Genomic DNA, 25,604 nt, shown 5'->3' on the forward strand with positions numbered 1-25,604 from the left:
ATTATATCATGAATAGACTTTTACTTATTTTATTGCTTTTTGGCTTTACTGCATATGCACAAGATGCACCGTTTAATTGCGATTATAGTGCCTATTTGTTTCAGTACAATGATGTGTATGCTGTAGATTTAGCATCTGGAAATTCTTATACTGTCGCAACCGATATTACCGAAGGAAATATCAATGCAACCGCATATAATCCTGCAGATGGATTTATTTGGGGATCGTTAACTAGTCCTCAGAAATCTATTGTTCGTATCGGAAAAAACTTTAATACTACGATTTACACGATTAACGAATTGCCTGAATCTAACCGCTATGTAGGCGATATTAATACAGATGGTATGTATTATCTTAAGGGTGGCGGTAAGACGTTTTATAAAATAGACTTGAATCCCGAATCTGAAAATTACACTAAATACATAGGGACAGATAATTTATCTCTGAATATCAATATTCATGATTGGGCATTTAATGCTGTCGATGGCTATTTATACGCGGTCGAGAAAAAGACTAACATTTTATATAGAATAGACCCTGAAAATGGTAATGCCTTTCCTTTAGGTGTGATTCCTGTTTTAACGGGCTTGAATTATACGTATGGTGCTGTGTATTTTGATGCTAGCGGACGATTTTATGTGTCGGCCAATCAGACAGGAACCATTTACATGATTCAGAAAGTACAGGACTTAACCGGTGTAAATGCAATGGTATCTAATTTGTTTGCCTTTGGTCCTTCTAGTGCGAGTAACGATGGAGCGCGTTGTCCTACGGCTCCAGTGGCTCAAGAGATTTGTGATAATGGAATTGACGATGATGGCGACGGATTAATAGACTGTGAAGATCCTTCTTGTTCTGGTTATTCTGGATGTCCAGTGCTAGAGCAAAGTACCGCATCTAGCGGAAATGCAGGCGGATTAGAAAGCAATAACAGATTGGCCGATAAGATTAGTAAACGAAATTTTAATAGAACGAAAAGCAGTTATAAATTCGATAAATCGACAGCTAAATTGGTAACAAAAACATCTCGGTATGCTAATATGGCAACATCTAGAGGCGCTATACAATTATCAGATTTTGTGCCTTTAGAAGTGATAAACGAAGATGTTGTTATAGAATCTTCACCATCAGATTTAGTAGGGATTACCAATGCAACAAATGTTTATGCCGTAGATTATATTCGAAAAGATGAAGCGGTAGCTTCGGTATTAGTCTTAGAAACCACTAATGGAGTCTACGAGCATACCAAATATATTTGCGACAGATTATTAGGTGCAGAATTATTATCGGTATCAACTATAGAAATTAAAGAACAACAATTTATAAAAGCTTTAATTAGAAATATTGATGGTTCCTTAGAGTTTGTTTTAAGTTTTTCGGTAAAGACAATTAACAGCGGTAATGCGTTTGGAGTAGAGAGCCATTGGAATTTAGATAAATATGAAAGTAACGTTGGCTTCTATAATTTTCAAATATGGTCTAGTTCTTTAGACGATTTAATAGTACTAGGCGAAGAAACTATCCGATTAATGGAAGTGGTAAAACCGGTCTCTAGTTACAACAATTCTACACCACCTACAGTATTTGTAAAAAAAGGAACATACCATAATGGTTTGCTAAATCTAGAAATTATTAATACTAATAGAAGTACTAAAGTGGCTTTCGATGGCGGTTTAAGAATGACAGAAACCGATATTTTAGATTATGTGTCGACAAGTATAGATTTAAACGGAAATTACATGTCTTCAATTGAAGTAGATGCAGGAAATTTATTCGATATCGGATTTAGAATAGGAGATGGTATTGAAACGCCAGACGATTTATTTATGTCTGATGGGCCTTGGGGTTACGATGATGCTGCGCCAACCACAACAGTTACGCATTATGCTGTAGAAGCGAATCACGATGTGTTTGAAAGTGATGAATATCCCATAGAACGTAATATTAGTTTGGAGGCGACTACAAGCGAATATATCGCGGCTTATAGAGCGCTTACACCAAAATTTAATCCGATAGACCTAACAGCTTACAATAGCTTAAAATTTAAGGCTAAGGGAACCGGAACCCTAATTGTTCGATTGGTAAAAGAAAGTGTAGAAAATTGGGAAACTCAGTACAAAACAAGTGTTTCTTTATCAGATAACTTAAACGATTTTAGTTTGCCTTTTTCAGATTTCGAATCGATTAACGGGTCACCTTTAAAGGTTACAGATATTACATCCTTAGTGTTTACTATGTTAGCAGAAAACGGAACTGAAGAAACAAAAGTAATGGATTTACAGCAGTTACGCTTCTCTACTAGTGAAACCTTATCTTTAGGGAATGTTAACCAAGAAGAGTTATTAAATCCTGTAGCTGTGCCAAATCCTATGCAAACAAGAACGAGTATACACTTTACAGCTCAACAATCTGAAAGCGTAACCTTGGCCGTGTACAATCAGTTGGGAGCGCTAGTAAGAGAAATTCCATTCCAAGCTAAAACAGGTAAGAACGAAATTCTATTAAGCAGATCTAATTTAGCCTCAGGCTTATATTTCTGTCAAGTGAGAAGTAAATTCACTGAATACAAAACCACAAAACTACTCGTGAATTAATTAATAGCAGATTATTCTAGTGGTAAGGCAAAAGACTTCGGTTTTTTGCCTTTTTTGTTTTTAAAGGTTGATTTGTTTGTTAATATCACTATAATATAGTGTAAGCCAACAGGTAATCGCCATGATTTGGGAGTAAATCAGGATGTTTAGAAGTTATACTTCCATATGTATAGATCTTGCTAGTTATATTAGGTTAATTACCGAAGTTACCCCCTCCTTTTATAAGCAAAGTTGAGAAGAGCATCGGTAGCCTTAAAGGCACTTGATGGACATTATAAATAGAGTAGAAGCACGGGATTAGGAGGTTCCTTAGAGGGAAACTCATTCAGTTAATAATACACTTGAAAATAGTTGGGATAAGATGTAGTGCGTTAAGTTGTTGTAACGTATCTGGTTTCTCGTTTGGTTATTGTGTGGACCAAGGCTGTGCTTAAAGTGTGGTTGATACTCAAACAAGTGTTATGAGGTACTCGTGTGTAGTATGAACAGACAATTAGAGCAGATTTAATTAGTAAAATAGCTGTGATATACATGTGTAATTTGAAGTGCTACAGCACTGTTTTGTAGTCTGTTGAAATAGAATTCTAAATGTGGGAACCATGCTTAGAACTTTAAATACTATAAATAGAATGGATAAAGGTTTCTTATAAATGAAACGAGTTCCAGACTCAAGTAAAAGAGTGGGTGTTAGTAGAGATTTGGGATTGCTATATTCCAGAATGTAAAAAAAGCTACATGTAAAATAATATGTAGCTTTTATGTTGAATAGGTCCGCTTAAAGTATGTTTGAAATATTCCAGGCGCCAAATTATATTGTGATGGGTTTAAGTATGTACTAAGAGCAACCCAATACATTATTTTCTAAATAGAGGTTTGTCGAACAAATACCATTTAAAACGAAGTCCGATTTCGCTATAATTAAAACCAGCTGCCGTTGCCGAAGCAATATTACTCTGAGTGCCATAAAGATTTAGCATGGCACGTTCGGTAAATTTATAACCTAGTTTTCCCTGTATACGATATGTCATTTGGCTACTATCATCTTCAATGTATTGAAAACCTGTCGCAGCAGTAAGCTCGTAAAACCATGATTTTGGCTTAGTCGTTTCTTCGTTTTTAATAACGTTCGCAAAGATTTCGAAAGCATTAAAGGATTCTGGACTAAAATAAATGTCTGGCACTTGATTTTTAAAGGTGATGTATTGGTAGTTTAATCCGACTTTTAAAGCGGGTTTATTAAAAAGATTGTAGTACAAAGACGTGAACAATAGGTTTCTAGCGTTATCGTCGCTTTGCCACGTGTAAAAATATTGTGTAAACCATCCCAGTTTAAAATTAGTACTTAGGTTATAATTGGCATAGGCGTGATTCATAACAATTTCACGATCTAATAATTCTGCGTTAAAATTTTGTATCTCTCTCTTGTAGCCAATATCCAAAACTTGTAGTTTGTAAGGTTTAATATTAAAAGATACGTCGGTAACAAAATGGGTGTAGTCATTAGTGCTGGCTTTGGCGGCAGTGATACCTCCAACACCTTTAAAGGTTATGTTGGGTAAAATTTGGTAGCTTAGCCCTAAAGAAAAATTGTTGGATTGTGCTTCGTTATCCGTAACCTTATTACTGGTAGAACGGTATCCGTAACTCGCTAACCATTTTAATTTAGTTGAGGTTGGAATCTCTATACCTGTTTGTATGGCATAAGCTTTATTGTCTCCATTATCGAAAGAATAGTATGATTTAGTCTCCCAAGATGGTGTAAAACTGGTGTTTAGAGTTTTAATAAACTGACTCGCATCTTTCTGGTTGGTATAAAAAGACAATGTATTTTCTGCCGAGATATAAGCATCATCATAATACCCTAAAGCCTTTAAAGCATTAGCTTTTCCCAAGTTTCCGTCGAACGATGTACTATCGTTTTCTAAAATACGGTTGTAATCAGCAACACTTTCTTTAAAATCACTTTTATAAATGTTTAAAGTCGCTCTTAAGGCTAGAACCCAATTTTCATTAGGATTAGTTTCTATTAAATTGGAAATTTGAGTGTTGGCTTCGGCATATTTTCTATTCCAGATTAAAGCCTGAATATAGCGTTCTGTTGTTGCTTGTTTTATTTTAGCATCACTATCTATATTTAATTTAGAGAAGGCCAGTTCGCTAAATTCTAAGGCTTCGGGATCATTTTCGTTTAAATGTGCTACTAAAGCCAACCCGTTTAGACCGGTTATATTATATTCTGGATTTGCTTCCAAGGTTTGGTATACTGTAGTAGCATCATCCAATCTATTTGCAATAAGGTATAAGTTAGCCAAATTGATTTGCGTGTCTCCATCGTCCTTAAAAAGAGTAAGGTTTTCTAATAGTAAATGTTCCGCTTCATCGTAATTCTGTGCTTGCTGTTGTTGGTAGGCATACCCCAAATACATATACTTTTTAGATGTTAGTGCATTCGGATTTCCTGGTGAAACAGCTAAAGCCTTGTCCACATAGATTAATGCGTCTTCGTACATTTTTAAATTAGATAAGGTGTTGGCATAACTTAATAGCGCAGGAAAACTTTTAGGATCTTCTTGTATTAAAACATTGAAATACGTTTTAGCTTTTTCAAATTTACTATTCCATAATAAAGATTCCCCGTAGTTAAGTTTAACTTCAAAATCGTTAGGGAAATCATATAAAAGATTCTCAAATAATACTTCTGCTTGTTCCGGGCTGTTGTGTAATCCTACTGCTCGGCCATAACACAACCGCGCTGTTTTGTTATTAGGATAATCTTCTAACACCGTTTTAAAGAAAGACTCGGCGGCTTGGTATTGTCCAGTTTCTAAATAGGTAAAGCCTTCTTGCATATTTTGAGAGAATCCCAAAAGACTAAAAAAAGCTAAACATAACGGTAAATAATATTTGAGTTTCATATCGTGATTTTTGATACTACAAGTTAAGCATAGAGGTTGCTTTATTCATCTACAGCAATTGTCCACTCATCGAAATTGATCTGCCATTGAGTGATTATAGAAAGATATTTGTAGCAGAAATTAAATTAATAACGAATTAGTTAACTCCAAATTTGTAACAAACCATGCAGGTCATTTCAATTTTAAAGAACAAAAAAATAGAAGCCAAACAAGTGTTTATGCTTAGTGTTTTAGCTGTGAATGGTGGTAACTATTTCTATAATCTTATTCTTGGTAGGTTGTTAGGTCCAGCACAATTTGCAGATGCCGCAGTGCTAATTACTTTATTGTTGGTATTGTCTTTTGTGGCGATGACATTTCAGTTAGTTACAGCCAAATTTTCGGTAGAATTAGAAGCAGCGGTGTTTAGTTGCTTTATTGCAAGTATTTATAAAAATGCGGTTTGGGTAGGTGTAGCTTTAGGAGCGCTTACTGTTGTTTTTTCTAAACAACTGCAACAAGTGTTTCATACCACATCGTCCAGTATGTTTGTGGTTTTTGGCTTAGGTGTTCCCTTGTATTTTATCATGAGCGTAAATAGAGGTGTTTTTCAGGGTAAGCAAAATTTTAAAGCATTGTCTATAACTTATCAAGGAGAAATGTTAAGTAGACTGCTAGTTACATTAGGACTTATTTTTCTATTCAATTTACAATCTTCTGTAACCATCGCTATCGGTATTTTTGTTTCATTTATTATAGGATTATTTCCTCTTAAAACCGAACATATATCTTTTATAAAGACGTTTGTGAATAGTACACATAGTAAACAAATAAAGCACTTTTTTATCTTAACCGCGTTTTACGAACTCACTCAAATTATTATAAATAATAGCGATATTTTATTAGTAAAACATTATTTCGAATCGTACGAAGCAGGTCTATATGCCTCACTAGCTTTAATTGGTCGTATCGTGTATTTTGTCGCTTGGATGTTTGTTATGTTGTTATTGCCAACGGTTGTACAGTTAAAAAAAGAAGGTAAAGAAACAGCTCCTATTTTATTTAAATATGTGAGTTACATTGCAATAATAGCTTTTGGTATTGTGAGCGTAACCGCTTTATTTCCAGAAACGGCAATTACATTGTTGTTCGGGAAAAGTTATATATCGGTAGCGCCATTATTGTGGAAATATGCCTTAGCTACGGGTTTGTTTGCGGTATCTAATATTTTCGCCTATTACTATTTGTCTTTAGCACAGTATATCCCCGTAATAATTTCTGGTCTGTTCGGACTTCTTCAAATGTGTTTAGTGATTTGGTTTCATGAAAGCTTAGAGCAGGTGGTGCATATGCAAATTTTAGCTATGGCCTTATTGTTAAGCATTCAACTGGGGTGGTTTGTGCTGGATTACAAGGTTTTAAGTCGTAAAAGACTTAATCTATAGCAAGTTACCATTCGTCTACAGTAAATTACCCTCCATCAGTAAATAGACAATTTATATACAGATTAAACTCAAATTTGTACTACAATTAAAATTAACTCATCAAATGAAATTAGCAATAGTAACTGCGTATCCTCCAAGTAAAGTAACCTTAAATGAATATGCTTTTCATTTAGTAAAACAATTTAGACAAAAACAAATGGTTACTGAGCTGATATTGTTAACGGATAAAACTGAAGGTGAAAAGGATTTAGAATTTACCGAAGAAGGTTGTAAGATCACTGTTAAATCATGTTGGGAGTTTAATAGTTATACCAACCTAATTACGGTTACTAAAGCTATTAATGCAACGCAGCCAGGTGGAGTATTGTTTAATTTACAGTTTATGAAGTTTGGCGACAAGAAAATTCCGGCTGCCTTAGGACTTATGCTACCTTTAGTTTGTAAGTTAAAAAAGATTCCTAGTATAGTACTGCTTCATAATATATTAGAAGAAGTAGATTTGGGACGAGCAGGTTTTACATCAAATAAAATCATGCAAAAAATGTATGGTGCGATAGGGACTAGGTTAACTAAATTAATTCTACAAGCCGATATGGTTGCTGTAACCATGCAAAAATATGTTGATATCTTAGAAGTTAAATACTTATCTACAAATATTAAATTAATACCACACGGTACTTTCGAAACCCCTGAAGCCCCTAATTATAGTCTGCCGGAAGGTCCTATGCAAATAATGACCTTTGGAAAATTTGGAACCTATAAGAAAGTAGAAGGGATGATTGAAGCTGTAGAATTGGTAAGAGAAAGAACCAATTTAGATTTAGAAGTTGTTATTGCAGGAACAGATAATCCCAATGTTCCTGGTTACTTAGACCAAGTAAAAGAGGCTTATAAACACCTGTCTAATGTGAGATTTACGGGTTATGTTGAAGAAGACGAAGTTGCAAAATTATTTAATGAAAGTGCCGTTGTAGTCTTTCCATATACTGCAACAACGGGAAGCTCTGGAGTTTTGCATCAAGCAGGAAGTTATGGAAAAGCTGTGGTTATGCCAGATTTAGGAGACTTAGCGCTATTGGTTCAAGATGAAGGGTATGAAGGTGAGTTTTTTGATCCGACTAGTGTAGAAAGTTTAGCAAATGCAATTGAAGTTATAGTAACCAATAGCAGTTATAGAATCGGGTTGGGAGAAATGAATTACAAGGCGGCAACGGCACATCCTATGTCTAAAATTGCAGAGATGTATTTAGATACCTTTAAAACTATAATTGAAAAGAAGTATGTAGTAAAAAATAAAGAAAAAGAAAACATTATGGTTTAGCCATGTGTTTAAAAGCAGGTTTGCGGTCCCCGTTCTGCCTAATAAACCCAAAATGTTCCTGAATATTTTTTCTCCAAGGAAGTCGTCCAACGACTTCCTTTGGTATTTCTGTAAAGTCGTAAAGTGTCCAAGACATAAACTCTAAGTCGTTTTTAGCAATAATATCTTGAATTTTTTTATGATAATTTGCTTGATCTTCTTCCGAAGATCCGAAAGGTTTCCAAATCCCATTATAAGAGGATATACCATATTCTTGTAATACCAATTTCTTATTAGGAATTTTTTTCTTTAATGTTTTTATAGCTTGATCTAATGCATCTAAATCTTCGTAATAATGAAACGATACGAGGTCTACTTTATCTTTTAAAATTGAAGCGCTCGCTACATTAGACCAACCAATAGTTACAGGGTGTATGGTGTCTGTAGACTTTACTACATGGATCATGGCATCTAACCAAGCTACCACATTAGATTTTCCTCTCGATTCAAAATCCAGATTAGGTTCGTTTTTAATATCCCAAGCAACAATGGCATTGTGATTTTTAAAGGTGTTCACTATAATGCTGGCGTGCCTTTGGTTTAATGACCAATCTAAAACGGAATAGTCGCCATAAAAGTCAAATAAAGTGAGCACTACTTTTAAATGTGCTGCCTCGGCAAGATCTAGCGTCTGTTTTAATTTTTCTAGTTTTTCAGGTTTAACCTCTGCTTTACCAAAATCTGCATATTGCACAAATAGTCTTACGGTATTTAAACCGGCCTGTTTTATAATTTTAAAATCATTTGCAATTATCTCTATAGAAAATTCGTCGCCAAACATATTCCATGGCGTGTCTTTGGGATAATAATTAATCCCTTTAATACTTAGGCTTTTTGTTTCAACTTTGGATGTTTCTGCTTTAAAAGTAGCTTGATTTTCCTTAACCAAATGGCGAATGCGCCAAAAGCCATCTTCTAATAAAAATACGATTTTATAGGTAGCCGTTTCAGTGGTTTCTAAAACAAGTTTATGGTCTTTAAAAACGCGTTTATATTCTACGACATCTCTATCTGTTATTACTGCCAATTGGCCGTCTTCACTAAAAAAGTCTAAGGTTGGATTATGGCTTAATGTGGTGGCATCAATCGTAATATTTTCGGCTTTATTTAACGCGATAAAATCGTATAAATGCCTTCTAGCACTATCTGTATAATAATCTTTTATACCGGCTGTTTTATTGGTTTTATAAGCAATGTGTTTAACGTACCAAGCATCTAAATAATCGTTTTGTAAGGCTGTTAGATTTTGGTTATCCATGTGTCGGCCTTCATTTTGTATCGGTGTCCAAGTAAGTTTTGGTGTGTATTGTGCTACCTTTTGTATTTCGGTATGTAGCATGCTACTTCTGTCGGCACCTGTATTTAGATAACTAAAAAGGGCACTTATGCCAGAAAGTATTAAGGCAGTAATCATAATATAGGAGAGGATTATAATGGATCGGAGTATGTTTTTATTAAGACCTACCATAGTTTTTTATCATTAAATGTTTTGCCTATTCCAGCGGTTTCAACACGGAAGGTATAGATTTGGTTGGCATAGATTGCAGGCTTTAAATGAAAGTTAACATAGCCATTAAAAGATGTTTTAGTTACGCGGTGTACAAACGTATTGTCTTTGTAAATTAAAAGATCTACCTGTAAACCGTCGGGAATCATTTGTTGCATAAAGCTCTGTAATGGACCAACTACAATATCGCGATTATGATTTGAAAAAGTAACTTCGAAATCTTCGATGACACGCTTGTAGTCTAATGTAAGCAACTGGCTTTCGGACATGCCATCTACAGTTGCCCTAATCTGCCATTGATCTTGAAAATCTGGATGAATCATCTTTGCATGTGCCACCCCTGAAATGGTATTCCCTATTGTCTTAAGAATATTTCCTGCGCTGTTGGTAATAAAAAAGGTAACAAAAGTCCCATCGCTAACCACATTGCCGTGCATGTCTTTTAGTATCGAGGTGCTAAAGGTTGTAATCTGATTGCCATCGGCATAGGCATGGGGGCGCGTGGCAGAAATGGTGAATGCTGTGGGAATGGCTGCCCAGACATTTAGGGTAAATTCTTTACTGTTTACACCTAAACTTTCTGAAGCCACTAATAGGCGTCCGCTTTCTTTTTTAGAATATATGTTTTTATATGCAATTATGTTTTTTGTAAAAATAGGCTCTTGCACTTCTGTATCTAAAAACTGATATTTTGTGTTTACTAGCGTGTTTTCGGGTACTGGATTGTCTAACGAGTCCGTTGGAATAATTACTAGCATAGCGTAATCTGTGCCACCAGCTTCTATACTTGGCGGACCGATATAAGTTTCCATCTTGGCGACTTCCGCCTTAGGAGTTATATTGAAATGCCCAGAAATGGAATGTGTACCGTCTACTAATGTCCAGTTTACAACTCCAATTTTATTACATATGTTTTCTGGAATTATATATTGAAGTGTATTGTTGTTATATGTAGAAGACACTAAAGTTGATCCAAAACTGCTTGTACAATAAAGTAATGGGTTTTTTTCTGCCGAAGCTGTGAATTCTAAAATCACAGGTGTGCCAACTTCATACTCGGTTGTTGCTGTTATTTTATGTATTGCAATATCTGTGGCATGTTCTTGTGCTACAGCGAACGATGATAATAAAATCAGTCCTAAAAAGAATATGTATGTTCGTTTCAAAAGCATTAGTTTGGGTTGCCTAGATAGGTGTTTAATTCTATTTTAATATAACAAAAATCCGGATGATTAATAGGTTGTAAATGTTCGTTATTATGATTTTTAATTCTTTCTGGAACAATTTTAGAAGCTATATCTGCATTGGGTAAACCATTTACAAAAATATTAGATATATCTGTATTTATAATTTCTGTGGACCCCGCTTTTAATAACTGATATTCAAAATCTTGTTTTCGCTGTTGCCTAATACCTGCTTTTAAAAATAGATGATCTACCCAAACCATAGTCTTATTCGCATCGTAATACGTGATTAATAGTTGAGGTATTGTTATTTCTTGAGCACCACTGTTAAACAAATTCCCGTGTATGGTTTCTTTATTAATAGTTAGCGCGCTTAGTACACCTTTTTTATACAAATCGGATCCGGTGACATTTCCTGCGACTTGCAAGTTAAATTTAGTAGGTTGCTCTTCAAAAGCTACAGGTGTAAATTCATCGGGATTAAAAGTTTCGGGAATAGAATCTTGAGTTTTAGACCAAGCAATGCCTTCAAAATTAATCCGGAAACTACTCGATTCTTTAGGCATTAATTTATGTTTAACGTGGTACTTGGCATTGTATGTGGCCAGTTGTGTATTCGCGTTATTGTATAGCGTTCCTTTTAAAACCACATCTGCAGGAACATTATCTATATTTTGTATTTCACCAATAATAGCATAACTCCCGTTGTGGTGTACCAATTTTGCCGAAAGAACTTCTAAAACGGGTTGTTTTAATATATCTTCATGATGGGTTTGCTCTGTGGTAATACGGCGCCGTCCCTGATTGAAATAGGTTATAGCGCGATCTGAATACAATTGATCTGGTGGCAGATCGTGATTTAAATCGTCTGCGTGAATGTACCATTTTCCTTTATGTTTGGATAAGGACTTATAATCTACTTTTTCAATTTTTTCGAGAGGTGTTATCCATTGCGTAATCACTTTCGCAGATACGGTACTATCGTTTAGCGTGGTAATTTCAGTTGTAATGGCATCCATTTTCGCATAACTACTAAGCAAGCCGTCGGTAACCGAGATTTCCAACATATATTGTGCAATTGGCATGTCGATTTCGGGATCGATTAGACTGTGCGCTTTTTCAAAATTTTTAAAATCGAGGGCGTCATAATATGCGATAATGGCATGTTCAGGACTGCGTTGCGTATCATTTTTTAAGTAAAACATATAAATACTGTAACAAACCACAATTGCGAGTAATAGGGACCATACATGGGTAATACGCAGTACTGTCTTGTTAAATTTAGTATAGGCCACTGGATATTTTAAAAAATCAGGTAAAGGTTTAAAGCGCGTTTTTAACATGTTTACCCAGAACATCTGTATGTTTAACACAAAGGCTACCAAAACGGTTAAAAAAGGAACAATGCCCCAGTGAATTTTTAACCATTTCGCGACATCTTCCTTGGGTAAAATAGAGGATACCGGCGGAATGTTTAAACGCTCCCAAACCATAATTCCATTTTCTAACTGCCGTAAACGTTGCCATCCGCAGAAATATAAAATAGGATCGTAAAACTTATCGTTAGAAAAAATATATTTGAGATTGTATTTTTCTGGGGTAGTTAAAAATTGCTGTAAGGAACCGATCCCGGCAACGCCTTTAAATTTGGAATTTTCTAAACGTTCTATTGGGCGTGTGGTTAATTCTGGAAGACGTCGGGCCGAATGGTAATTGCCATCGACGGTCATGGCATTGGTTTGAGCACTTAACCAAGCCATTTGGTCGCCAAAACCAAGCGTTAAAAAACGCCATTTATCGTGATCGTCTTGGTTTAAGAAATTCACAATAGGAAGCATTTTTATTTTCTGTGGTTGCGAAGGTCTGAAATAGTTTAAGCTCATAGTAAAAATCACCATAAATACCATAAGACCAGCAAGTATTCCACCAATAATTCTGTGGTAAACGGCTCCAAATTTTGATTGGATTAGCGTTTTTAAATCACCTTCAACAAAACGATAGGCAAATTCACCCATTATCGGGATAGATAATATGGAAGCCCAAAGCGTAAACCTATCTAAAGTTAAAATATTAAAGGCTGTCTCACCTAACATTTTTAACGGAATAGATGTGGTTCCCCCTGTACCTAATATGGTGCAAATGGTAACCGACAAGCCAAAAAACAAATAGCGTTTGCTATAATATCTGTAAAATATATAAGGCAATAGTACTAGTAAAATACCCCAAGGAATTAAAAAGAAAACCAATCCAGACGATGTCACTTCTAGAAAATTATCTCGCGATCCGTGCGGAATAGGCACCTGAGTTATGGGATTTGCTTTCGAGTTTAACCAATACGGCAGTATACATCCTATAATTAATACAAGCGATAATAGACCAAAACTTAAAATGCGCTTAAACAGCTTGAAAAAACTATTTAAAAACAAATTAAACGTTACTTCTTTTATACTGTCAACCTGCTCGCGAGAGACATCCATAATAACCATACCTATTAATGGGAATATAAAAAATATCATGCCAAAAATAGGCGTAACATGGTGTGAGGTTACAGTAACAGCAATTAAAGATAGCGAGGTGGCCAAGTACCAGCGTTTACCTGTTTTTAGCCACAGGTAAATTTCTGGTAAGGCATGCATTAATACAGAGACACCAATAATACTGGGTAATTGGCCAAATATATGAAGGGTTTCTATGAAGGAAGATGAAAACACAGCCAAGATGGTAGCATAACCAGCTACTGTTTTGTTGGCCGTCATCATTAAGGAAAAACGATAAACACCAGTAATAAATAAAGCAATAGCTATAAGAGCCACACTAAACATTCCAAACTTTAAGCCTCCAATCAAAGACAATAACGCTATAGATTGATGTACTAAAGGCGGATAGCTTTGTACGGTAAATCCTGTGTACCATTTATAATTCCAAGGCTCGAACCAACTTTGTGAATAATGATCTGCAAAAAACAGATGTATTAAGGCATCGTATGTGGTTTCCAAAGTAAAAAATATGGCACTACCATGAAATGCAAGTCCTAATAGGATTGCGACGATTAAGTATTTGTTTGAGGTTTCTTTCATTGAATTATCAGTACGGTAAAGATAAATAAATTAAGTAGGGCTTTCTTTTTTAATCATCTACAGCAATCCGCCATTCGTCGATATAAGGAGGTAGGTTAAACTAAATTAGATTTTTACGACGCGCTTCTAAAGTACTTTTGAAGTAACTAAACCAATAAAATCAGGTATTATGAAGATTTTAGCCATAGACGATCAACAGCTCGTTTTACTTCCTTTACAAAAGCGCTTATCCGAATTAGGTTATGAGGTACGGATAGAAGTCGATGGACAAAAAGGTATAACTGCTTATGATACCTTTAATCCAGATTTGGTTATTGTAGATGTTAATATGCCGTTTGTTTCAGGGTTGGATATTGTAAAACATATAAGACAATCTTATAGAGCAGAAACGCCTATAATGGTCTTGTCTGGAAATACAACAGACGATACAATTACAGAAGGTTTCGACTTAGGGATTAACGATTATATGAAAAAACCGCTGAGTCTTAACGAAATAAGTGCACGTGTAAAGCGCTTAATTGGTGCTCCGGAAGTGCAAAGTATGGTGTCTGCAAGCCATGTTGTTATTCAGGAACGTTGTGTTGGTGTTGTTATCCCGTGTTATAATGAAGAAGAGCGTTTATTGAGTGAAGAATTTATTAGTTATATAGATAAACATTCTGGGTATCATTTATGTTTTGTAAACGATGGGAGTAAGGATAAAACTTTAGAAGTGCTTTATAATCTTCAAAAAGGTAGAGAGGATTTTATTACGGTATACGATTGCGAAAAGAATGGCGGAAAAGCAGAAGCGGTACGCTTAGGCATGCTACATATGGCGAAGAAAGCAGATTTAGATTATATCGGTTTTTTAGATGCCGATTTGTCTACAGATTTAGCCGATTTTGATGATTTAGTGAAAACCATAGAAACCTCCGATTTTAAAATAGTTAGTGGCTCTCGAATTTCTAGAATGGGCGCAAATATTACCAAGGAATCTGCACGGAAAATAATTAGTTTAAGCATTAATTTTATTATCAGAACCATTTTAAAAATGGATTTTAAAGACACCCAATGTGGAGCAAAAATCTTTAGAAAAGATGTTATAAATATTGCCTTCGGAAAAAAGTTTGTTACGCAATGGATCTTTGATGTCGAAATCTTTAAACGTATGAGTCAGCATTTCGGATTAAAACAAGCCAAGACTATACTTTGCGAACAACCTCTTAAACGCTGGATTCATGCCGATGGTTCTAAATTATCTATGAAAGATTCTGCGAAAATAATATTTCAATTGGGAGAAATAGCTTGGGTATATCGAAAAGTTAAAAATCCTAGCTCCAAAGAAACAGTATTGCAAACCACATAATCCCTAAGTTATATAGATAGACATGATTTTGAATAGAGGATGAGTAGTTGTTTTAGTGGCGATATCTTAATGTCGAACCTAAAGAGTCAAGATTACTTGTATTCACTCAAAGATTGTCGGACGATACAGTATTGGGGACGTCACTATTTTATCTGTGGCGGTGCTATCTCCTGGCCTTACCTCATAACTGTATTCGTTTTAAAAATCTCAGATTAATTATTAATCTGAGATTTTTTTTTGTTCATTCTACGTTTTAGACGCTTTATAATTAATCTATTTTTTAATAGAATTGTGGCGCGATAATTTAAAAATATCGCCAGAGCTTACATCACGTTTTGTAAGGTAATGACCATATTTATAATTATTTATTTTCCAACAGAGTAAACTTACATTTTTTCTTAATTAAGACTTTGATTACCAAGTTTGTCTAATGCGTATTTAGGCGAATTTTAATAAATTCTTACTGAATTTTATAAAAGAAATAGTTCTATCTCAAATTATCTTTTGCTTAAATTTAGTATTATTGCAGAATTGATAGAAAAGCATAAGATGAATAAGAATTTAACCCTTTTAATTTTATTTTTTTGCTGTAATTTCAGTTTTGGACAGTTTAACAATCTTAAGTTCGAGAACTTAAATACAGAAGAAGGATTGTCCAGTAGTACCTGTTTAGAGGTGTTTCAAGATAGTGAAGGATTTCTGTGGTTCGGAACCATCGATGGTTTAAATAAATATAATGGGTACGAATTCGAGATTTTTAGACCCATATTAAACGATTCTACATCTATAAGTAATAACAGAATTAATGTTATTCAGGAAGATAAAAATGGACATTTGTGGATTGGGACTAACAATGGTCTAAATATTTTCAATAAATACACCAAGGTCTTTAAGCACGTCACCTTATACGATCAGCCTATCAATTCGTATAATCCCAAAAAGATTATAAACACACTGCTATACGACGAAAGTAAGAATACATTGTGGGTGGGAACTAGCCATGGTTTGGTAAAACTCCCATTGCATGAAAATACTTATAATGTCAAAAATTTAAAACCTACACATTACACTTTCAGCCCTGAAAATGAAAATAGCTTAGATAACGATAATATAAATATTATTGAAAAGGATAACGATGGTGTAATTTGGATTGAAACCAGTGGGCAACATCTTAATAAATACAATCCGGAATCGGATACTTTCGAGCGTATATTAATTGAAAGCGATTCGCCATATGAATTAAACCACATTCCAAAACGCTTATTTATCGATGCGGATAATGATTTCTGGATTGGAAACGACATTTCCAACATCGTGCTGTGGAATAAAGATACAAATACGTTTAAGAAAATTTCTCTTTCAGAACAGAGAGTACCTTTTTATAGTATTTATCAGGATTCTTCAGGGATGATATGGATTGTTACAGACGGTTCAGGTATTTTTATATACGATAAAATTAACGACCATTTAAATCAGATTAAGAACAATCCTTCAGATCCGTTTTCGCTTCCTGGAAATCAGGTTTCAGACGTTATAGAAGATTCTAACGGCGTGTTTTGGTTATCTACTTACAACGAAGGTGTGAGTAAACTGGATCTTAAAAAATCTAGTTTTGGTCATTATTATTATCAGGAAGGACGAGAGAATGGTTTAAACGAGAAAATTGTTCAATCTATTTTGCAAGATTCTAAAGGACGAATATGGCTAGGGGCGTATAATGGCGGATTAAATTATTTTAACGAGGAAGATAATTCATTCACGGCTTACGGTTTTAAACCAAACGATGCAACGTCTTTAAGTTCTAATAAAATGCTTTACACGTTCGAAGATCGCGATGGCGCTATTTGGGTGTGTACATTAGATGGAGGGGTTAGTAAATTCGATCCAGAAACCAAGTTGTTTAAACGTTTTCTTCATAAGGATTCTAACGACAATACCATCGGACAAAACTCGGTTTGGACAGGTATAGAAGATGAAAATCGTCGCGTTTGGTTAGGTTTAAGAGACGAAGGTTTAGACCTTTTCGATCGTAAAAATGAAATTTTTCATCATTATAAAATAGGAAATGATAGGCAAAGTGGCTTACTAAGTAATTTTGTGTTTTCATTATTAATAGATTCTAATAATCGCCTTTTAGTAGGGACGTCTTTAGGGTTAAATTATATCGATCTAGACGATTTAGGGGATAGTATTCCAGAACAGATTACGTTTAAAGAGGTAAATATCAACGGAATTATAGGTAATCGGATTAATGATATTACACTAGATAGTTCAGATAATATTTGGCTGGGGACGGATATTGGTATATTTAAACTAGACCAAGACCTTAAGCTTTTAGAATCGTATTTTACGCAAGATGGTTTGCCAAACAATTTGGTGACGGGAATTATAGAAGATTTAAATAAGGATTTCTGGATTACAACGCGTAGTGGTTTGTCGTTTTTTAGTTCTGAAACCAAAACATTCAAGAATTTTAATACGCACGATGGTATTCAGGGCATGGAATACCAGAGTAAGGCTATAGAAAGAACTCGCGATGGTCGTATTGTTGTTGGAGGGATTAATGGGTTTAATATATTTAAGCCTAATGATATTTTTATAAATCCAACAGAAAAATTAAAACCTAAGATAACTGCCCTTAAGATTAATAACAAAGCGATTAATGTTGGCGATACGGTTAATAACAAATTTGTTTTAAAATCTCCAATTACCGAAGCAGGTAATATTGTGCTTAATTATAACCAGACCAATTTATCGTTCGATTTTATAGCACTTCATTTTCAAAATCAGGAGCAGGTTAAGTATGCTTACAAAATGGAGGGGCTGGACGAAGACTATATTGAAGCAGGAACCAATAGAGTGGTTAATTTTTCTAATTTACAGCCTGGCAATTATACCTTTAAAGTTAAAGCATCTACTAACGACGAGTGGGAAGATGCGCCGGTAACCTCTGTAAATTTCAACCTAAATTCACCACCATGGAAAACCTGGTATGCTTATCTTCTGTATTTAGTTGTTGGAGTCGTTGGATTTTTATACTTCAAGAAATACTATAAAAACAGAATTAATTCAGAGAAGGAACACGAGTTCGATCAAATGAAGCTTGAGTTCTTTATAAATGTATCTCATGAATTTAGAACACCATTAACTTTAATCTTAAACCCGTTAGATAAATTAGTGGCGGGTTATAACGACCCAGAATTGGTTAAGACGTCGGCATTATCCATCCAAAGAAGTGCAAGGCGCTTATTATATCTTGTTAATCAGTTGCTAGATTATCGTAAAATGGAAGTCGGAATGGCACCTTTACAAGTGCAAAAAGGCGATATTATAAAGTTTAGTAACGATATCTTCTCGTTGTTTAAAGGCTTAGTTTCGAAAAAGAATATAGACTATTCTTTTACTTCTAATTCCGATCACTTAATAACATTCTTCGATTTCGATAAAATTGAAAAAATCTTAACTAATTTAATTTCTAATGCCATAAAATTCACCAATAACGGTGGTGAAATTAAAGTGTCGGTCAATCAGGTTTCAGAAAAAAATAAATATGCCAGTAAAATCGGGCAGAATAAGAAGAAGATGTCTTCTTTTGTCGAAATTATAGTTGAAGATACTGGTATTGGCTTAGATAAGGAACAACTTAATAAAATATTCTCTAGATTCTATAATGTCGATGTTAATAAAACGGGAACCGGAATAGGATTAAACTTTACCAAAGGATTAGTAGAACTTCATGGCGGAGAAATTTTTGTTGAAAGCGAGATTAACCAAGGAAGTAAATTTGTGGTGAGAATTCCTATTAATAAAACGGCAGAAACTAGTGAAATCACTGCTGTAAAAGATGAATTCTTAATAAATTCCATGAAATCTATCGAGTATGATATGCTTATTTCAGATGATATTTCGGAATCATCTATGAAGGAAAGCGACGTAAATACAGATAAATTACCAACTGTTTTAGTGGTAGAAGATAATAAGGAATTACGTGATCATTTAAAAAATGAGCTCCACGGATTCTATAAAATTATAGATGCTGTTAACGGAGAAGAGGGCTTAACAAAAGTTCAGAAATATTACCCAGATATTGTGGTTAGTGATGTTATGATGCCAAAAATGGATGGATTTGAATTGTGCAAACACATTAAATCAGAATTTGAAACTTGCCATATACCGGTTATTTTACTAACAGCACGTGCGTTAGAAGAGGACAGAATTGAAGGCTATAAAACTGGAGCCGATGGTTATTTAGGAAAACCTTTTAATATAAATGTGTTAAAAGCTAGAATAGATAACTTATTAGAAGCGAAACGCGTTATACGTGAAAAATTCTCGAAATTGGGTGCGGTAATTACACCGAATGAGGCGACTACAAACTCTATAGATGAAGCGTTTTTAGAGAAAACAACAAAGGTAATTTTAGATAATATTAGCGATACCGATTTTAAATTAGAACATCTATTAAAAGAAATAGGTATTGGGCGTTCTCAGTTTTACAGAAAAATCCAATCTATAACTGGACAAAACCCAAGTAATTTTATTCGTACAATACGTTTAAAATATGCGTCAGAATTGTTAATTAAAGACGTGTACACTATTAAAGAAGTTACACATATGTCTGGTTTTAACTCCGCTGCATATTTTGGTAAAACCTTCCGTGAATTGTATGAGATGACGCCAAGTGAGTATATCGAACATCATAAAAAAGAATCAGAACAAGAGTAGGTCTTCTCTTTTTATATGGACAAATCCTTTATTTGGGCATTAAGTTATGGTAATTGATTCATAGCTTATATGCTTAATCCTAAAGTCTTTTTATAATTGTATAGGTCTTTTTCATTTCGAATAAGAAGGGATATATCATTTTAAAAAGAATTTATGAAGTTATCAAAACATCTGTTAAGCTGTAGTTTAATTTCCATACTTCTACTAGGTTGTGGTGCCGAAAAAAAGGAAATAACGGTTAAGACCAATTCAGAAATTGTTCTGGACCAAAGTGTCATTAAAATAAACGAAGCCTTAAAGGCATTAAAAACAACCGATAGTTTTCCAAGACATATTGTAAAAGGTGAAAAGGATTGGAAATTGGTTGGTGTTCGAGATTGGTGTAGTGGCTTTTGGCCTGGCATTTTATGGTATACTTATGAATATACAGGAAATGCCGAAGTAAAAGCTGCCGCCGAAAAATATACAGCTTCTATAAAAACAATAGCATATACTGAAGCCGAAGATCATGATATCGGATTTCAGGTGTACTGTAGTTTTGGAAACGGTTATCGTTTAACAGGAAATGAAGCATATAAGGATATTATGCTCGCCGCCGCAGATACTTTAGCAACGTTATATAATCCCATTGTTGGATCTATTCACTCATGGCCAAGTAAACAAGAATACCCGCACAATACCATTGTAGATAATATGATGAATTTGGAGCTTCTTTTTTGGGCGGCTAAAAATGGTGGAAATAAAAAACTATACGATATCGCCCTAAGCCATGCCGAAGTAACTATGAATAATTTGGTACGACCAGATAGCGCAGTGTATCATTTAGGTTCATTCGACGATAAAACAGGTCAATTTATTCGTGGTGTAACACATCAAGGTTATGCAGATGAGTCTATGTGGGCACGCGGGCAAACCTGGGGCATTTACGGATTCGCCGTTGCTTATAGAGAAACAGGACGAACTGATTTTTTAGAAACATCCATTAAGCTTACAGAACATTATTTAAAGCGTTTACCCAAAGATGGTGTGCCATATTGGGATTTCGATGATCCAGCAATTCCTAACGCTCCTAGAGATGCTTCTGCCGCCGCTGTTGCCGCTTGTGGCTTATTAGAATTGGCAGAGCTTGTTAAAGATAATAAGTTGCAGGACAAATACAGACAGGAAGCGAAGCGATTTATAACGGCTTTATCCTCTAAAAACTATTTAAGTGGCGATGCTAATAATGCCTTATTATTACATTCTACTGGTCATCATCCAAAAGGTAAAGAAATAGACGAGCCTATAATTTATGCCGATTATTATTTCATGGAAGCCTTACTGCGATTAGAAAAATTGGAAAAGCCAAACCACTTGGCATTAACTAAATAACCTTTTGTTATGAAATTTATTAAGACTCTTCTTGTTTTTTGTATGATTTGGAATATTCCAACAAAATTTTACGCTCAAACCGTACCTTTTACTACGGGACGTATTGTAATAAGTTCAGACGGAAACGAGCATGATCACGACGATTGGGCGGCAACACCTTTTTCATTGGCCTTATTGGCAGCAAAGGGTTTGCAAGATCGTTTAACTGTGTACACGTTTAGCGATCATATTTGGGGTAGCAATCACGATCACAAAAATGCACAAAAAGAGATGCAGATTAGTGCCTTAGAAGGACAGAAAATATTTCATTTTAATCAAACTCATTTTATTGAAGCTGTAGCAGATTCTACAAAAGCAATTCAAGCAATAGTGAAGGAAATAAACAGATCTAAAAAAGAAGATCCGTTAACTATAATAGCAGCTGGACCAATGCAGGTGGTGGGCAGTGCTCTTGCAAAAGCCGACCAGGCTAAATTAAAGTTTGTACGTATAATTTCTCATCATAGTTGGAACGATAATCATGCCGATAAACCAAATAAGTGGGAGCAACATTCGGGGTGGACTTGGAACGAAATAAAATCTAGTTTTGAATCTAAAGGTTTGATTTGCGATAGAATTGCCAATCAGAATGGCGGTGACGATTATGATGGTATGAAAGCACCTATCGAAAGATTCGATTGGATTAAAACATCACCAATCCGAGAACAGTCTGCAGAAGCCAAAAAGCAACTAGATTGGTTGTATAGCCGACAATTAACCTGTATTAAAAAAGGAGATTTTGACCCTTCAGATGCGGGAATGATTATTTATTTACTAACCGGAACACAAAAAACAAATCCGGAAGATGCAAAAGCAATCATAGAAAATCCAGTAAAATAAATGTAATTGCGTATTGCTAAAACATTAAAATAAACCATGAAGTTTAAAGCCACAGTAGTTCTTTTGTCCAGTATGTTTTTGTTGTCATCATTCAAAACTGAAGGTCCAAAAATATATCATAAAGATTGGATCGATTTTAATAAGAATGGCGTAAAGGATGTCTACGAAGACCCCAAAGCGCATATCGACGATCGCGTGTCTAATCTCATCTCCTTGATGAATGTTAACGAGAAAACATGTCAGCTAACGACCTTGTATGGTTTTGCGCGTGTTCTTGAAGATGAATTACCAACAGCCAATTGGAAGCATCGCGTTTGGAAAGATGGTATCGCTAATATCGACGAGCATTTAAATACCATTTGGAATCAAGAGAAAACACATACCTCGTATTCTTTTCCATATAGTACGCATGCCGAGGCTATAAATACCGTTCAAAAGTGGTTTATAGAAGAAACACGTTTAGGAATTCCTGTCGATTTTACCAACGAAGGCGTTCATGGATTATGTCATAAAAAAGCAACACCACTTCCGGCACCAATAGGTATTGGAAGTACGTGGAATACAGATTTGGTTTATAAAGCGGGAACCATTGTTGGTCGAGAAGCTAAGGCTTTAGGCTACACCAATATTTATGCACCTATTTTAGATGTTGCTAGAGATCAGCGTTGGGGAAGAGTGTTAGAATGTTATGGCGAAGAACCTTTCCATATTGCCGAAATGGGAAAACAAATGACACTTGGCGTACAATCCCAAGGTGTGGCTGCAACACTTAAACATTTTGCGGTATATAGTGTGCCAAAAGGTGCCAGAGATGGCGATGCTAGAACGGATCCGCATGTCGCACCTCGAGAAATGCATCAGTTGCATTTATATCCATTTAAACGCGTTATTCAGGAAGCGAAACCTATGGGGATTATGAGTAGTTATAACGATTATGATGGTGTGCCAGTAACAGCAAGTTCTTATTTTTTAACTGAGTTACTTAGAGAGCAATATGGATTTAATGGCTATGTGGTATCAGATAGTGAAGCAGTAGAATATGTCTCTGAAAAGCATCATGTTGCCGAAAACTATAAAGAAGCAGTGAGACAAGTGGTAGAAGCAGGATTAAATGTACGGACCACATTCCGCACACCAGAATCTTTTATAGAACCGCTTCGTGAACTTATTGAAGAAGGAAAAATTTCAATGAAAACAATCGACTCTAGAGTGGCTGATGTTTTAAAAGTGAAATTTAGATTGGGATTATTCGATTCGGCTTATGTGGAGAATCCTAAAGCTTCAGATGATTTGGTGCATACGGCTGCCGACGAAGCGTTTTCAAAACAAATCAATAGAGAATCTTTAGTGCTTCTTAAAAACGAAAATAATTTATTACCTCTAGATGTTAATCATCTAAAAAATATATTGGTTACTGGACCTTTGGCCGACGAGGTGAGTTTTACGTATAGTCGTTATGGTCCAGCAGATAATCCATCAACATCCGTATATCAAGGCATAAAAAATTACGCAAAAGATAAAGCTGAAGTCCATTATGTTAAGGGTTGCGATATTGTAGATCCGGATTGGCCAGGAAGTGAGATTATTCCAACGCCACTTTCGGCATCAGAAGAAGCAAATATTGCTGAAGCCGTTGAGCAAGCCAAAAAATCGGACATTATTATAGCTGTAGTTGGTGAAGATGAAAAGCGTGTGGGAGAAACCAAATCGCGAACCAGTTTGGGACTGCCGGGACGCCAATTTCAACTCGTCCAAGCATTGTATGCTACAGGAAAACCTGTAGTTTTAGTCTTAATTAACGGTCAGCCACTTACTATTAACTGGGAAAATAAGTTTTTACCAGCTATTTTAGAAGCTTGGTTTCCAAGTACGGCAGCGGGAGAAGTCATTGCCGAAACGTTATTTGGAGATTATAATCCTGGCGGAAAACTAACGGTGACCTTTCCAAAATCTGTTGGACAAATCCCATTGAATTTCCCTTACAAACCAGGATCGCAAGCCGGGCAACCAGGTGCAGGACCTAATGGCTACGGAAACACACGTGTTTTAAGTCCGTTGTACCCATTTGGTTACGGACTAAGTTATACGACGTTTGAATACAGTGATTTAGTTGTAAATCAGAAAACAAAACAATCTCAAAGCGATATAGACGTGTCTTTTAAAGTGAAGAACACAGGAAAACGCGAGGGAGACGAGGTTGTTCAGTTGTATTTAAAAGATGAGGTGAGTAGCGTTACTACTTACGAATCTCAATTACGTGGTTTCGATCGTGTTGCTCTTAAACCTGGCGAAACAAAAACCGTTCATTTTACTTTACATCCAGAAGATTTAGAGATTTTAGATATTAATATGAATTGGACTGTAGAGCCTGGAGATTTTGAAATTATGGTGGGAAGCTCGTCTGTAGATATTCATTTAAGAGAGCGTATTAACGTGTTGTAAAAATGTAGTGCTTCAGGCATGAATAATGAAGTTGAGTAAATGGTAGATTGATTGTTAAGATAGATGATGTCACTAATTAAAAAAAACATAACAAAATGGGCCTCTAGGCATGAATGTCATAGAAATGTCGCAAGTAAACCGTTATCAAAACGTTAGATTCGTAAGTAGTTTTGTTACATGAATAATTCAAAATTAACAATGAACGAAATCGGAAGAAAAATTAAGGAAATAAGAAAGAAAAAAGGACTGTCTCAAGAAGAATTGGCAGAATATGCAACCGTTAATTTGAGAACCGTTCAACGGATTGAAAATAACGAAAGTGAACCTAGAGGAAAAACGTTGCATTTAATTTGTAAAGCTTTAGACATACATGCAGAAGATATACTTGACTATGGGAAGCATATCGACACGAACTATCTAATTTATTTTCACTTATCTGTTTTAACAGGTATAATTATTCCCAGTGGAAATATTATTATTCCTTTTATTTTATGGATGACTAAGAAAGATAAAATAAATGGACTGAAAGAGATGGGAGCAAACCTATTGAATTTTCAGATAGTTTGGACGTTTTTTGCGTCTACAACCTTAATAATTGGTACTTTTTTGAAAATTAGTCATTTAGATATCGGACCAGGGAATTTTTTATTATCCTTATATGCTTGGGGTGTTCTTTATGGCATAAACATAATATTGCCAATATGGTTTGCTGTAAAAATTAGAAAAGGAAAAATAGGAAATTTTTATCCGAATTTAATTAGGCTAATAAAATAAGTGA

At 35.1% G+C, this 25,604-nt stretch carries 13 protein-coding genes; 9 read left to right on the forward strand and 4 right to left on the reverse strand.

Annotation, left to right across the window (positions count from 1 at the left end; genetic code table 11):
* Nucleotides 1-8 precede the first annotated feature (8 nt).
* A complete protein-coding gene (locus ACKC83_RS11105) occupies nt 9-2,594 on the forward strand; it encodes a DUF6923 family protein (RefSeq protein WP_434035535.1) in 2,586 nt (861 codons plus the stop codon).
* Between the two features lie 854 nt (nt 2,595-3,448).
* Here the strand turns inward: ACKC83_RS11105 and ACKC83_RS11110 are convergent.
* Entirely contained in the window at nt 3,449-5,509 is a 2,061-nt protein-coding gene (locus ACKC83_RS11110; protein ID WP_434035536.1) for a tetratricopeptide repeat protein, read from the reverse strand.
* Between the two features lie 164 nt (nt 5,510-5,673).
* Between ACKC83_RS11110 and ACKC83_RS11115 the strand changes: the two genes are divergently transcribed.
* Nucleotides 5,674-6,933: an oligosaccharide flippase family protein gene (locus ACKC83_RS11115; protein WP_434035537.1), complete on the forward strand. Its 1,260-nt coding sequence runs from the start codon at nt 5,674-5,676 to the stop codon at nt 6,931-6,933.
* Nucleotides 6,934-7,036: 103 nt separating this feature from the next.
* Entirely contained in the window at nt 7,037-8,254 is a 1,218-nt protein-coding gene (locus ACKC83_RS11120) for a glycosyltransferase (protein ID WP_434035538.1), read from the forward strand.
* On the opposite strand, the gene ACKC83_RS11125 is transcribed toward ACKC83_RS11120, so the two are convergent.
* Genes ACKC83_RS11125 through ACKC83_RS11135 form a run of 3 tightly spaced genes read right to left on the reverse strand, consistent with a single transcriptional unit; the run spans nt 8,244 to nt 14,061 of the window.
* Nucleotides 8,244-9,761, reverse strand: coding sequence for a glycoside hydrolase family 2 TIM barrel-domain containing protein (locus ACKC83_RS11125; RefSeq protein WP_434035539.1), 1,518 nt, complete (start codon nt 9,759-9,761; stop codon nt 8,244-8,246). The two genes, ACKC83_RS11120 and ACKC83_RS11125, sit on opposite strands and share 11 nt — an antisense overlap.
* Nucleotides 9,755-10,972, reverse strand: coding sequence for a hypothetical protein (locus ACKC83_RS11130; protein WP_434035540.1), 1,218 nt, complete (start codon nt 10,970-10,972; stop codon nt 9,755-9,757). The genes ACKC83_RS11125 and ACKC83_RS11130 overlap by 7 nt, the downstream gene beginning before the upstream one ends.
* Nucleotides 10,972-14,061 (reverse strand): hypothetical protein, encoded by a 3,090-nt coding sequence (locus tag ACKC83_RS11135; RefSeq protein ID WP_434035541.1) that lies wholly within the window; start codon nt 14,059-14,061, stop codon nt 10,972-10,974. The genes ACKC83_RS11130 and ACKC83_RS11135 overlap by 1 nt, the downstream gene beginning before the upstream one ends.
* 169 nt (nt 14,062-14,230) lie before the next feature.
* Between ACKC83_RS11135 and ACKC83_RS11140 the strand changes: the two genes are divergently transcribed.
* The 6 genes from ACKC83_RS11140 (at nt 14,231) to ACKC83_RS11165 (ending at nt 25,600) form a co-directional block, all read left to right on the forward strand.
* Nucleotides 14,231-15,409: a response regulator gene (locus tag ACKC83_RS11140; protein WP_434035542.1), complete on the forward strand. Its 1,179-nt coding sequence runs from the start codon at nt 14,231-14,233 to the stop codon at nt 15,407-15,409.
* Between the two features lie 549 nt (nt 15,410-15,958).
* Nucleotides 15,959-20,134: a two-component regulator propeller domain-containing protein gene (locus ACKC83_RS11145; RefSeq protein WP_434035543.1), complete on the forward strand. Its 4,176-nt coding sequence runs from the start codon at nt 15,959-15,961 to the stop codon at nt 20,132-20,134.
* Between the two features lie 153 nt (nt 20,135-20,287).
* On the forward strand, nt 20,288-21,505 hold the full coding sequence (locus tag ACKC83_RS11150; RefSeq protein ID WP_434035544.1) for a glycoside hydrolase family 88 protein: 1,218 nt from the start codon (nt 20,288-20,290) through the stop codon (nt 21,503-21,505).
* 9 nt (nt 21,506-21,514) lie between these two features.
* A complete protein-coding gene (locus tag ACKC83_RS11155; protein WP_434035545.1) occupies nt 21,515-22,384 on the forward strand; it encodes a hypothetical protein in 870 nt (289 codons plus the stop codon).
* A 36-nt stretch (nt 22,385-22,420) separates the two neighbouring features.
* Nucleotides 22,421-24,826, forward strand: coding sequence for a glycoside hydrolase family 3 N-terminal domain-containing protein (locus ACKC83_RS11160; protein ID WP_434035546.1), 2,406 nt, complete (start codon nt 22,421-22,423; stop codon nt 24,824-24,826).
* Between the two features lie 177 nt (nt 24,827-25,003).
* Nucleotides 25,004-25,600 (forward strand): DUF4870 domain-containing protein, encoded by a 597-nt coding sequence (locus ACKC83_RS11165; protein WP_434035547.1) that lies wholly within the window; start codon nt 25,004-25,006, stop codon nt 25,598-25,600.
* The last annotated feature ends 4 nt before the right edge of the window (nt 25,601-25,604 follow it).

The sequence above is a fragment of the Formosa bonchosmolovskayae genome, assembly GCF_051016085.1.
Classification (GTDB): Bacteria; Bacteroidota; Bacteroidia; order Flavobacteriales; family Flavobacteriaceae; genus Formosa.